Source organism: uncultured Thalassospira sp., assembly GCF_963976115.1.
Classification (GTDB): domain Bacteria; phylum Pseudomonadota; class Alphaproteobacteria; order Rhodospirillales; family Thalassospiraceae; genus Thalassospira.
On record NZ_CAXBJJ010000008.1, the window covers coordinates 264,860 to 276,392 of the forward strand.

The 11,533-nt window shown below is 53.8% G+C and carries 13 protein-coding genes; 3 read left to right on the forward strand and 10 right to left on the reverse strand.

The window, feature by feature from the left end:
* Positions 1-5 precede the first annotated feature (5 nt).
* Positions 6-911 (reverse strand): MBL fold metallo-hydrolase, encoded by a 906-nt coding sequence (locus AAC086_RS12775; protein WP_339779070.1) that lies wholly within the window; start codon positions 909-911, stop codon positions 6-8.
* On the reverse strand, positions 908-1,159 hold the full coding sequence (locus AAC086_RS12780; RefSeq protein WP_339779071.1) for a DUF2892 domain-containing protein: 252 nt from the start codon (positions 1,157-1,159) through the stop codon (positions 908-910). The genes AAC086_RS12775 and AAC086_RS12780 overlap by 4 nt, the downstream gene beginning before the upstream one ends.
* Before the next feature lie 204 nt (positions 1,160-1,363).
* On the opposite strand from AAC086_RS12780, the gene AAC086_RS12785 reads away from it, so the two are divergent.
* Positions 1,364-2,092, forward strand: coding sequence for a TenA family protein (locus AAC086_RS12785; protein WP_339779072.1), 729 nt, complete (start codon positions 1,364-1,366; stop codon positions 2,090-2,092).
* A gap of 111 nt (positions 2,093-2,203) precedes the next feature.
* Here the strand turns inward: AAC086_RS12785 and AAC086_RS12790 are convergent, their stop codons facing one another.
* The 8 genes from AAC086_RS12790 to pcaD form a co-directional block, all read right to left on the reverse strand.
* Complete coding sequence (locus AAC086_RS12790) at positions 2,204-3,547, reverse strand: 3-carboxy-cis,cis-muconate cycloisomerase (RefSeq protein WP_339779073.1); 1,344 nt, start codon at positions 3,545-3,547, stop codon at positions 2,204-2,206.
* A 121-nt stretch (positions 3,548-3,668) separates the two neighbouring features.
* On the reverse strand, positions 3,669-4,874 hold the full coding sequence (gene pcaF / locus AAC086_RS12795) for a 3-oxoadipyl-CoA thiolase (protein WP_339779075.1): 1,206 nt from the start codon (positions 4,872-4,874) through the stop codon (positions 3,669-3,671).
* Positions 4,875-4,877: 3 nt separating this feature from the next.
* Positions 4,878-5,648, reverse strand: a complete 771-nt coding sequence (locus AAC086_RS12800; RefSeq protein ID WP_339779076.1) for a CoA-transferase subunit beta — start codon at positions 5,646-5,648, stop codon at positions 4,878-4,880.
* A 2-nt stretch (positions 5,649-5,650) separates the two neighbouring features.
* Positions 5,651-6,517, reverse strand: a complete 867-nt coding sequence (locus AAC086_RS12805) for a CoA-transferase (protein ID WP_339779077.1) — start codon at positions 6,515-6,517, stop codon at positions 5,651-5,653.
* A gap of 132 nt (positions 6,518-6,649) precedes the next feature.
* Positions 6,650-7,237, reverse strand: coding sequence for a protocatechuate 3,4-dioxygenase subunit alpha (gene pcaG / locus AAC086_RS12810; protein WP_339779078.1), 588 nt, complete (start codon positions 7,235-7,237; stop codon positions 6,650-6,652).
* 3 nt (positions 7,238-7,240) lie between these two features.
* A complete protein-coding gene (gene pcaH / locus AAC086_RS12815) occupies positions 7,241-7,942 on the reverse strand; it encodes a protocatechuate 3,4-dioxygenase subunit beta (protein ID WP_339779079.1) in 702 nt (233 codons plus the stop codon).
* Positions 7,939-8,346: a 4-carboxymuconolactone decarboxylase gene (pcaC, locus tag AAC086_RS12820; protein WP_339779080.1), complete on the reverse strand. Its 408-nt coding sequence runs from the start codon at positions 8,344-8,346 to the stop codon at positions 7,939-7,941. The genes pcaH and pcaC overlap by 4 nt, the downstream gene beginning before the upstream one ends.
* Positions 8,339-9,139: a 3-oxoadipate enol-lactonase gene (gene pcaD / locus AAC086_RS12825; protein WP_339779083.1), complete on the reverse strand. Its 801-nt coding sequence runs from the start codon at positions 9,137-9,139 to the stop codon at positions 8,339-8,341. Before pcaD ends, pcaC begins: the two co-directional genes overlap by 8 nt.
* Positions 9,140-9,267: 128 nt before the next feature.
* Here pcaD and pcaQ point away from each other — a divergent pair, with 128 nt between their 5' ends.
* Both pcaQ and AAC086_RS12835 read left to right on the forward strand, forming a co-directional pair.
* A complete protein-coding gene (pcaQ, locus tag AAC086_RS12830) occupies positions 9,268-10,209 on the forward strand; it encodes a pca operon transcription factor PcaQ (protein WP_339779085.1) in 942 nt (313 codons plus the stop codon).
* A 202-nt stretch (positions 10,210-10,411) separates the two neighbouring features.
* Positions 10,412-11,449 (forward strand): TRAP transporter substrate-binding protein, encoded by a 1,038-nt coding sequence (locus tag AAC086_RS12835; protein ID WP_339779087.1) that lies wholly within the window; start codon positions 10,412-10,414, stop codon positions 11,447-11,449.
* Positions 11,450-11,533: the final 84 nt, after the last annotated feature.

The following is an 11,533-nucleotide window of genomic DNA, read 5'->3' on the forward strand; positions in this document are numbered from 1 at the left end:
ACGGCCTAGAGAACATTCAGCGGCACCTTGATATAACGGATGCCATTATCTTCGGCTGGTGGCAACTCCCCGGCGCGCATATTTACCTGAACAGAGGGTAAAATAAGCCGAGGCATACCCAATGTGGCATCGCGATCTGTGCGCATGCTGACAAATTCATCTTCACTAACATCTTCATTTAGATGAATGTTATTTGAGCGTTCTTCGGCAACGGTGGTTTCCCAGCAATAATCATCGCGTCCCGGTGCCTTGTAATCGTGGCACATAAACATGCGGGTTTCGCCCGGCAATGCCAGCAACCGCCGGGCAGATTGATAGAGCATATGCGCATCACCACCGGGAAAGTCACAGCGTGCTGTGCCGTAATCGGGCATGAACAATGTGTCGCCCACAAACACGGCATCACCGATCAGATAAGACATGCAGGCCGGGGTATGGCCGGGCGTGTGGATAGCACGGCCCTGCAAGGCACCAATGTCAAATTGGTCACCGTCATTTAACAGCCTGTCAAACTGGCGACCATCGCGCGCAAATTCGGTTCCGGCATTGAATATTTTGCCAAACGTGTCCTGAACCACGGTAATATGCGCGCCAATTGCCATCTTCCCACCCAACTTTTGTTTTAGATACGGGGCGGCAGACAAATGATCGGCATGAACATGGGTTTCAAGGATCCACTCAACTGTCAGATGATTGTCGCGCACATAGGCAACAATCGCATCTGCCGATGTGTGGCTGGTCCGCCCCGCTGCCGGGTCGTAATCTAGCACACTATCGACAATGGCACATGCGGGCGATTGCGGATCGCGCACAACATAGCTGACGGTAAAGGTTGCAGGGTCAAAAAAGGCTTTCACAAGCGGAGCGCGTGACGCAATTTCGGCATCAGGCCTGGCTTCTCGAATTGTCATTTTACGGCCCCGGTCGATTTTGTATCACTGCCGATTTTGCAAGTACGGATACCAAATATCCAGTAAGCGGGGCAAAAACGGAAAATCGCGGTTGCGGCCAACACCACACCAACCAGCATCGACACCCAGGCAAAACCACCCATCGCGGCCATCACACCGGCCTCACCTGCCAGGAAAAACGGCACCACCAGCAACACAATCCCGACAACAAGCCTCAGGATCCGGTCCAGATTTCCAATGTTCGACATAGTACCCTCCAATAACTGACTGTGATATTTTTATATTAACAAATTATGTTTTACAAATGTTATTTTCTCACATTTCCGTGTAGAATTTTGAGAGGTTCCAATCTTCAAATTGTGAGATCAAGGTCACGCACCATTTTCATGCCGGTTGCGGGAACATTTCCCCCATGCTAGCCATATTACGGTATTGCATCTGGAGATTGGTCTATGTCTGGTTCTACACCTGCCGGTTCGTTCATGGATTGGCCCGAATGGCACGACGCAAACCCGAAACAGGGGTTTTCACAATGGCTGATGTCAACGGTTGCCGATGACTGGCACGCGGTTACCTGTCATCCCTTCACCGATGCCTGGGGGCAGGGCCAGGTTCCTACCGAAAACCTGCGCCGTTATCTGGTTCAGGACCACCGGTTTCTAGACCGTTTTGTGGCCCTTCTGGCCGGTGCCGTATCGCGTGCACCAACCCTTGCCGATCGTATTCCCGGTTGCCAGTTTCTGGCCCTGATCACGGGCAAGGAAAACACCTATTTTGAACGCTGTTTCACCGCCCTTGGCGTGCGCAACAATCAGCGTTTTGGCACACCGGACTGGGACGCGACCAAAGGTTTTAAAGACCTGATGGCCGACGCCCTGCAAAGTGCATCCTATGCCAATATGATTGCCGTTCTTGCGGTGGCCGAAGGCACCTATCTGGGCTGGGCAAGCCGGGTGGCAAAATCGGTTCCGACAAATCCGCCGTCTGATTTCTGGTTTTCGGAATGGATTGATCTGCATACCGGCGCATATTTTGAAAGCGTGGTTGCCTATTTAAACGGCCAGCTCGACACCATCGGTCCCGATTTAACCGACATCGAACGTGCGGCCTGCCAGGCCAGTTTTGCCAAGGCCACCAAACTGGAAATGGACTTTTTTGATACCGCACAGGCCGGTGAATAAACCGCCCCTGTAAAGACCGCTCCATTGAAACAAAGGGCGGGTTGCGTTTGTAACCCGCCCTGCCCCAAATATTTGAGCCTTTGCCCGGTAACAGGCAGTTTCGCGCGATGACTATCCGCTTTCGGCCAATGCGCGCTGGGCCACGCCAATAACGCGGTCGATATAATGATTGCTCATGCCGACATAATTGGCCGGGTCACGAACATGGTCCCAATCAACCGGTGCATCGGTTAATTTCGGCAATTCATCAAACATGTTGCTGTGATTGTGCTGCGATTGGGCAATAGCCTGTTTAACCAGCTGATCAGCACCATCGCGCGCCATATGATTGACAAGGGCAAAGGTGGCGGCTTCGGCCAGCATGGCACCGTGCGAAATTTCCATATTTTCACGCATTTTTGCGGCATTGATGTGCAAAGACGGCACCAGTTCCACCGCCAGCGCCAGTGATTTACCACTTGCCATAACAATTTCCGGCAAGCTGAGCCATTCTAACAACCAGGCCGTACCGCTACGTTCATGTTCGTGAATTTGCGAATGATACATATGCGACATCTGGGTCGCGCTGAACCGTGCCAGTGTGACCAGCATTTCGGCAGCAATCGGGTTTGACTTATGCGGCATGGTCGATGACCCACCGCCGCCTGCCGGTGTAACCTCGGCAATTTCGGACTGTGCCAGCAAAACCAGATCCTGGCCAATTTTACCCAACGCCCCGGTTAACATCGTTAACTTTGATGCCAGTTCAATCACAACATCGCGCTGGCTGTGCCACGGCATTTCGGTCGTCCCCAAACCCAGTTCATTGGCCAGATAACGTTCCACACTGGCCCCGTCAACGCCCAGAGAAGCCAATGTTCCCGATGCGCCGCCAAAGGACAACCGCAAGAATTGCCGTGAGGCCACCACCAGTTGATGATCCAGCCGCACCAGTGGCAACAGCCACCCTGCGGCCTTTAAACCAAAGGTTGTCGGCACCGCCTGCTGGCTGCGGGTACGCCCGGCCATAACGGTTTGGCGATGATCCTGCGAGATGACCATCAGTGATTTGATGACCTTGCGCAGGCGCTGCCGCAATAGCGCAATCACATCGCGCATCCGCAGCACCAATGCCGTGTCCACAACATCCTGGCTGGTGGCACCAAAATGTACATAGCGGGCATCATCGCCGCCAATTTCGGCCTTTAACGCCTTGACCAGGCCTGGCACAGGCACCCCGGTGCTAGCCGTTGAGGCGGCAAGCGATGCCGGATCGGGGGTAAAATCGCGGCAAACATCGCCAATGCGTTTTGCCGCTGTTTCGGGGATGATCCCGGCCTGCGCCTGCGCACTGGCAAGGGCAGCTTCAAACAGCACCATCGCGGCAATAACGGACTCATCGCAAAAATAAGCCGCGATTTCCGCATCGGCAAAAAGGGGGCCAAGCAGGGCGGAATCAAAAGGTGACAGGCTCATGATCTTCCCCGTTACAAAAATGCAAACACCATCATACCGGCAAAACCAGCATGATGGTGATGTTAATTCAATCAAGGCGTCTGACGCGGGTTTGCATCGCAGCACGGCACACCAAAAAAGGTTATACCGCTTCGATTGCAATGGCGATGCCCTGCCCGACCCCGATGCACATGGTTGCCAGCCCATATGTGCCACCCGCCCGTTTTAACTGGCGTGCGGCGGTGCCGGTAATGCGTGCGCCCGACATGCCCAACGGGTGCCCCAGGGCAATGGCCCCGCCATTGGGGTTCACACGGGCATCATCATCGGCAATGCCCAAATCGCGCAATGTCGCCAAGCCTTGGGATGCAAAGGCTTCGTTTAGTTCAATGACATCAAACTGATCAATCGCCATCCCGTAACGTGCCATCAGTTTTTTGCTGGCCGGTGCCGGGCCAAACCCCATAATGCGCGGCGGCACCCCGGCCGTGGCCCCGCCAATAATACGGGCAATCGGGGTCAGCCCATATTTTTTGATGGCCGCTTCGGAGGCAATAATCAAGGCTGCCGCCCCGTCATTAACCCCCGATGCATTGCCCGCTGTCACCGAACCGCCTTCGCGAAACGGGGTGGGCAGTTTTGCCAGTTTTTCGGCCGTGGTGCCCGGGCGTGGATGTTCATCGCGATCAATAATAATGGTATCGCCCTTGCGCTGGCGAATACTTACCGCAACAATTTCCTCAGCCAGGGTGCCATTTTCCTGTGCGGCAACCGCCTTGTCTTGCGAACGGGCAGCAAAGGCATCCTGATCGGTGCGTGAAATGCCGAAATCCTCGGCCACGTTTTCGCCAGTTTCGGGCATTGATTCAACGCCGTATTGCTTTTTCATCACCGGGTTAACAAAGCGCCAGCCAATGGTGGTATCGTAAATTTCGGCATTGCGCGAAAAGGCCGAACCGGCCTTTGGCATCACAAACGGGGCGCGTGACATGCTTTCAACACCGCCCGCAATCAACATATCGGCTTCGCCCGCCTTGATCGCGCGGGCCGCCATCATAATGGCATCCATGCCTGACCCGCATAAACGGTTTACCGTGGTGCCGGTCACATTTTCAGGCAAGCCGGCCAGCAACACAGCCATCCGGGCAACGTTGCGGTTATCCTCGCCCGCCTGATTGGCACAGCCAAAAATAACATCGTCAATCGCGGCAAAATCAACATTGGGGTTACGTTCGCACAAGGCCCGCAAGGGGATGGCCGCCAGATCGTCGGCGCGCACCGATGACAGCACCCCGCCGAACCGGCCAATCGGGGTGCGGATATAATCGCAAATATAGGCTTCGGTCATTCTTTATTGCCCCTCGTGTGCGGCGTTGGTGCGTGCATGCAGGTCGCGCAAAATTTGCAGTTCATGGTCAGACGGCACCAGCGTTTGGGCAATTTCATCGGCAAACTCCACCTGCCAGCCGGTTGCGGCGATAATATCGTCGCGGCTGATACCCGGATGGATTGATGTAACGATAAAATGCTTGTCGTTCGGATGCGGTTCCATGATGCACAAATCGGTAATCAGGCGCGAAGGCCCTTTGGTTGTTACACCATAACTTGCCCGATCATCGCCGCCCTTGCCATAGCCAAGCGAGGTTACAAAATCGATTTTTTCAACAAAGCCGCGTTTGCTTTGTTTCATCACCAAAAATATCTCGCCGCAACTGGTCGCAATTTCAGGCGCCCCTCCGCCACCCGGCAACCGAACCTTGGGTTTATCGTAATCGCCAATTACGGTGGTGTTGATATTGCCGTATTTATCAAGCTGGGCTGCGCCTAAAAACCCGACCGAGATTTTACCGCCCTGTAACCAATAACGAAACATTTCGGTAACCGGCACAGTATTGACCGCCGTTTCGCACAATTCGCCATCGCCAATCGACAGAGGCAAAATATCGGGTTTTGTGCCAATGGTACCGCTTTCATATATCAGGGTAATTTCGGGTGCATGGGTTAAACGTGCCAGATTGCAGGCAGCAGAGGGCATGCCGATACCAACAAAACACACATCTTCATTGGTCAATGCCCGGGCGGCGGTAACGGTCATCATTTCGGTGGAGGTATAATGGGTCATGATCAGGCCTCTGCCTTGGCGTTTTGCATTTTCAGGCGTGTTGCAAAATCTTCCGGTCCGCCGTTCATAACGTGCTGATCCATCCAGTTGGCAAAGCTGTCACGATCATTGGCAATGTTGTCCCATGCCTTGTAAAAGGCATTGTCGCGTTTGTAATAGCCTTGCGCATAAGATGGATGCGCGCCACCGGGCACATGCACAATTGTTGAAATCGCCCAGTTCGGCAACATCACGGCATTAAACGGAATATCGGCAAAATCATCGACAATTTCCTCGACCGTAATGATCGACTTTTTCGCCGCCAGCACCGCTTCCTTTTGCACACCCACAATACCTTCAAACAAAACATCGCCTCTTTTGTTGGCCTTTTGCGCATGAACCACGGCAACATCGGGGCGAATGGCGGGCACTGCCGCCAGGCTTTCACCAGTAAACGGGCATTTTATAAATTTGATGTTCGGATTTACCCGTGGCAATTCCGCACCGCGATAGCCCTTAAACACAGCACAGGGCAAACCGGCCGCCCCGGCATCATAGGCATTGGCCATGGCCGCGTGGCTGTGTTCCTCGATCTCCAGCTTGCGCGGCCAGCCATTTTCAATGGCATCGCGCAACCGGTGCAAAGACCCGACACCGGGATTTCCGCCCCATGAAAATATCAGCTTTTTGGCACATCCCGCCCCGATCAGCTGATCATAGATCATATCGGGTGTCATGCGGATCAGGGTCAGGTCGCGTTTGCCCTGGCGAATAATTTCGTGCCCCGCCGCATGGGGAATAAGATGGGTAAAACCTTCCATCGCTATGGTGTCGCCATCCTGCACACAACTGGCGACGGCATCTTTTAACGACATGAATTGCGCAACCACAGAATATTTCTCCCCGGTTCATGAGACAGATTTTTACCGCGCGGCACGGCGCAAAGCCGGTATGCGCGCACAAACCTGCCGATACGTTTGAAATAAAAACAATGCCAACCGGCATTGCAAAAACAGGCGGGGTCAGATGTCGAAAAACACGGTTTCGCACTCACCCTGCATATGAATATCAAACCGGTATTCCGGGCCGGTCGGGGTATCAACCCGCTGCGCAATCAATGTGTCACGCCGATCCTGGGGCACGGCCTGCAACACCGGGCAGCCTGCATTGGCATTTGCTTCGTCGGCAAAATAAAGCCGGGTAAAGGCATGGGTCAGCATACCGCGCATAAACACCGTCACATTAACAAAGGGTGCAGCCGCATCAGCAACGCAGCCCGGCTTTATGGTGTGAAAAATGAAACGATTATCGCCATCTGTGCCAGTACCGCAACGGCCCAGCCCGCGAAAACCGGCATTGTCCATACGAACCGGTTCGCTGGTGTAATGGCCCGCATGATCCGCCTGCCAGATTTCAATCATGGCATCGCCGACCAGCGCATTGTTGCCATCAAAAACCTGCCCGACAATACGAATATGCTCGCCCGTGGCTTCGGGCCCGGCAACAACATGATTGGCAAGATCGGTAAAGTCATAACCATACTGAACCGGGGTCAGTCCATAGGCAAAATAGGGGCCGACGGTTTGTGACGGGGTTTCTCCATACGACATGGTTTAGTCCTCCATCGGGGTGGCGAAACGTCCACGCAGGACAATGTTAAACTGATAACCCAGGGCGAAACCTTCTTCGGTTTTGTCGATGGAAAATTTCGCGACCAGCCGGTTACGTGCTTCTGCGTCGGGTGTGCCCAAAAAGATCGGGTCAAGGTCCAGCAACGGATCGCCGGGGAAATACATTTGCGTTACCAGCCGTGTGGCAAAGCCCGGCCCAAACAGCGACAAATGAATGTGGTTGGGCCGCCACGCATTAAAATGGTTTCCCCACGGATAGGCACCGGGTTTAATGGTATAGAAAACATAATGACCATTTTCATCAGACATGCAGCGACCAGACCCGCGAAAATTGGGGTCCAGCGGGGCGTTGTGCTGGTCAATTTTATGAACATACCGTCCCGACGCATTGGCCTGCCACACCTCGATCACGGTATTGGGCACCGGGCGACCATCGCCGTCAATCACTCGGCCATGCACCACAATACGTTCCCCAATCGGCGCGCCGTTCACACATCCGTTTTGGGTCAAATCCCAGTCAAGATCGCGTATCGCTGCCCGGGCAAATACCGGGCCACTGCCCTCGGATAAACCGGGTTTTATGGCAACAAGCGGCTTGGTAGGACCACGCAAAATGGTCGATTTATACCCCGGCGCGATATAGGGGGCATGACTGTTCCAGTCACGCGGTTTAAACCCCGTCATGGTTGTGTTTCTCCCTTGGTTGCTTTTTTATTATCGATTTCGGCAAAAACCTGTTTGGCAATGCGAAAGGCCGTATTCCCCGCCGGGACGCCTGCGTAAATTGCCACATGCATTAAAACTTCCCGAATGTCATCGCGGCTGGCCCCGGTATTAATGGTGGCGCGCAAATGCATTGCCAGTTCTTCTTCATGGCCCAGTGCCGCCATCAGGGAAATTGTCACAATGGAGCGTTCCCGTTTGGAAAGAACCGGGTTTTCCCACACGGTGCCCCAAACATTTTCGGTAATGTAACGCTGGAAAAAATCGTCAAATTCGGTAATTCCAGCGGATGCACGATCCACATGGGCGTCCCCCAAAACCGACCGACGGGTTTTCATGCCTTGCTCAAACCGGTTCTCAGACAAGGGAATTCTCCTTGATAAATCCATCAATCAACCGGCAAAGTTCTTGCGGGGCTTCAATCGGGGGCAAATGCCCAACACCGTCAATCAGGGCAAAGCCCGCACCAGGAATGCCATCTGCCATCGCCCGGACCAATTCGGGCGGGGTAGATTGATCCACAGACCCGCCAACACATAAAACCGGGATGGTCAGTGCCGATGTGGTTGTGGTCAGATCAGCATCACGCAGGGCCGCACAGGTGCCGCCATATCCGGCAACCGGGGTGCGAACCAGCATCGCCCGATAAAGCGCAGACATCGCGGGATGACCGGTGCGATAATTTTCTGAAAGCCAGCGTTCAATAACAGCGTCGCCGATAACATCCATGCCGCCTTTGGTGATGGCATCAATCCGGGCGTTCCAGCCCGTGGCATCGCCAATTTTAGGTGCGGTATCACATAATATCAGGCCGCGCACCCGTGCGGGTGCAATCGCAGCCAGATGCTGCGCAATCAGCCCGCCAACTGAAAGCCCGCACACAATGGCACTGTGGACCCCAAGATGATCCAGCAAAGCAACAAGATCGCGGGTGTGAAGGTCGATGCTGTATGGTTCATCGCCAATGCCCGACAGGCCATGCCCGCGTTTATCATAGGTGATAACGCGAAAGGTCGGGGCGAATATGGCAACAACATCATCCCAGATCCGAAGGTCTGTGCCCAATGAATTGGAAAAAACCAGAACTGGCGCATCCTGGCGGCCCTGATCGGCATAATGCAGGTGCGTTCCGTTTAAATCGGCAACTTTTAATGTCATTTGTTTCCACCCTGATATGTTGATGCCACTTTGTCAGGGAGTTTTGGTTATGTAAAATGAGCATTTGCGCTTTTTGCATAACCATTTAACTATGATTATCGTCAAAACCCCGACATCCGAGGCGCAATATGCTGGATCACCGTATTAAATTTCGCCACCTGACCTGCTTTTTGGAGGTTGCGCGCCAACGCAGTGTCGTCAAGGCCGCCGACACGCTGGCCATTACCCAGCCAGCCATTTCCAAAACACTTCGCGAACTTGAAGAACATCTTGATGCGCGGCTGTTTGACCGCTCCAAACGGGGGGTAACCCTGACCGATTATGGCAAGGTTTTTTTGCGATATGCCGGTGCCAGTGTAACGGCCCTGCGCCAGGGGGTGGACAGCATCAGCCAGGTGCGCGCACAAGGCGGGTTAACAATTACACTTGGTGTATTACCAACTGTTGCCGCCACCGTGATGCCCGCCGCACTTAAACGGTTTAAATCACTGGGCACCAACACCACCCTGCGAGTCATTACCGGGCCCAACACCGTGTTAATGGGGCAATTGCGGGTGGGCGAAATGGACCTCATGATCGGTCGTCTGGCCGAACCTGATCAAATGTCGGGGCTATCGTTCATTCATTTATATTCCGAACATATTTCGCTGGTGGTCCGCCCTGGCCACCCGTTATTGGCAGATGCACACCTGGACCTGACCAAAATTCGCGATTACACCGTGCTGGTGCCACCACCCAATGCGATCATCCGCACGGTGGTGGACCGCATGTTGATTACCTATGGCATTGGTGCCCTGCCCGACCGCATCGAAACGGTTTCAACATCGTTTGGCCGTGCCTTTACCCGCGAAACAGACGCGATCTGGATTATTTCGAACGGCGCGGTTGCCATCGATATTGCCGATGGCGTGCTGGTTGAACTGCCGATTGATACCAGCGATACATTTGGCCCGGTTGGCCTGACAACCAGGGTCGATGCCCCAACATCGCCCCCTGTCGAAATGCTGATCAATGTTATCCGCGAAGAAGCAGCCCGCCATCATGCGGCACATTCAACCCCAAAAACATAATCATTTGGTTATGAATAACAGCTTCAATATCATTATACATAACCGTTACGATGATATTAGAGTCGCTTAACATTCATTGGGGCAGCCGCCTGTATGGCTGCGATCAACAATAAAAAAAGCCCGTAAAAAAAACTCCCGGAAAACAGAGTTTATCAGCGGAACCAGCCATTTAACGGATTGGCGGCGACGTTTAGGAGGAAACATGAAACACGTCACGAAATTGCTTGCGGGGGCGGCAATTGCAACCCTGATGTCCTTTGGGGCACAGGCGCAGGAAGTCACCCTGACCATTCAACATTTTTTAGGCCCCAAAGCCCCGATCCAGAAAGATTTGCTGGAGCCATGGACCCAAAAAATCGAAAAAGAATCCGGCGGGCGGATCAAATTTGAAATTTTTCCCTCGATGTCGATGGGCGGTAACCCGCCAGAACTTTATCGACAGGTGCGCGATGGCGTTGCCGATATCGTCTGGACCCTGCCAGGTTATACCCCTGGCGTTTTTCCGCGAACCGAAGTATTCGAACTCCCCGGTGTTCACCTGGGCGACGCGCGCGCCACCAACCTTGCCATTTATGACATGATGGACGAACTGGCCCCGGACCTTAAAGACATTCATCCGTTGCTGGTGCATGTCCATGCCGGTCAGGCCATTCATACCACGCAAAAAGAAATCCATACCGTTGCCGACGTTAAGGGGCTGAAATTACGCACCCCGACCCGCACCGGTAGCTGGGTTATCGAAAGCTGGGGCGCCGAACCTGTTGGCATGCCGGTTCCGGCATTAACCCAGGCACTGTCGCTAGGTGTTGTCGATGGCGGGCTGGTGCCGTTTGAAGTTGTCGGGCCGCTTAAACTGAACGAACTGGTTTCCTATTCCGTCGAAGGGCAAGGGGCAAATTCACGGTTTGGCACCAGTGTTTTCCTGCTGGCAATGAACAAGGACCGGTATGAAAGCCTGCCTGACGACCTGAAAAAGATCCTTGATGACAATACCGGGCGCGATTTTTACGCCCACGCTGGTGATGTCTGGAACGATGTCGAGGAAGCTGGCAAACAGCTGATCCGAAATGGCAAGGGCGAAATCATTGAACTGACCCCGGAACAAAAGAAAACTTTTGATGATGCATCCGCCGGTGTAACCGATCGCTGGATCGAGGAAGCCAATTCTGAAGGGATCGCCAATGCGGCCAGCCTGGTGGAAGAAGCCAAAGCGGCTGTTCTGAAACATACCAAAGAATAAAACAGACCGCCGGGACCATGTATGGCCGTCATGCGTGGTCCCCTTTTTTACCGAGCGTTTGTTTCCAGCAAGATTGTCCAGAGA

Excerpts from the sequence above, each read along its gene's own strand:
- AAC086_RS12835 (WP_339779087.1), top strand. The coding sequence starts at position 10,412 with ATGAAACACGTCACGAAATTGCTTGCGGGGGCGGCAATTGCAACCCTG.
- pcaH (WP_339779079.1), bottom strand. The coding sequence starts at position 7,942 with ATGACGGGGTTTAAACCGCGTGACTGGAACAGTCATGCCCCCTATATC.
- AAC086_RS12800 (WP_339779076.1), bottom strand. The coding sequence starts at position 5,648 with ATGACCCATTATACCTCCACCGAAATGATGACCGTTACCGCCGCCCGG.
- pcaG (WP_339779078.1), bottom strand. The coding sequence starts at position 7,237 with ATGTCGTATGGAGAAACCCCGTCACAAACCGTCGGCCCCTATTTTGCC.
- AAC086_RS12780 (WP_339779071.1), bottom strand. The coding sequence starts at position 1,159 with ATGTCGAACATTGGAAATCTGGACCGGATCCTGAGGCTTGTTGTCGGG.
- pcaD (WP_339779083.1), bottom strand. The coding sequence starts at position 9,139 with ATGACATTAAAAGTTGCCGATTTAAACGGAACGCACCTGCATTATGCC.
- pcaQ (WP_339779085.1), top strand. The coding sequence starts at position 9,268 with ATGCTGGATCACCGTATTAAATTTCGCCACCTGACCTGCTTTTTGGAG.
- pcaF (WP_339779075.1), bottom strand. The coding sequence starts at position 4,874 with ATGACCGAAGCCTATATTTGCGATTATATCCGCACCCCGATTGGCCGG.
- AAC086_RS12775 (WP_339779070.1), bottom strand. The coding sequence starts at position 911 with ATGACAATTCGAGAAGCCAGGCCTGATGCCGAAATTGCGTCACGCGCT.
- AAC086_RS12785 (WP_339779072.1), top strand. The coding sequence starts at position 1,364 with ATGTCTGGTTCTACACCTGCCGGTTCGTTCATGGATTGGCCCGAATGG.
- AAC086_RS12790 (WP_339779073.1), bottom strand. The coding sequence starts at position 3,547 with ATGAGCCTGTCACCTTTTGATTCCGCCCTGCTTGGCCCCCTTTTTGCC.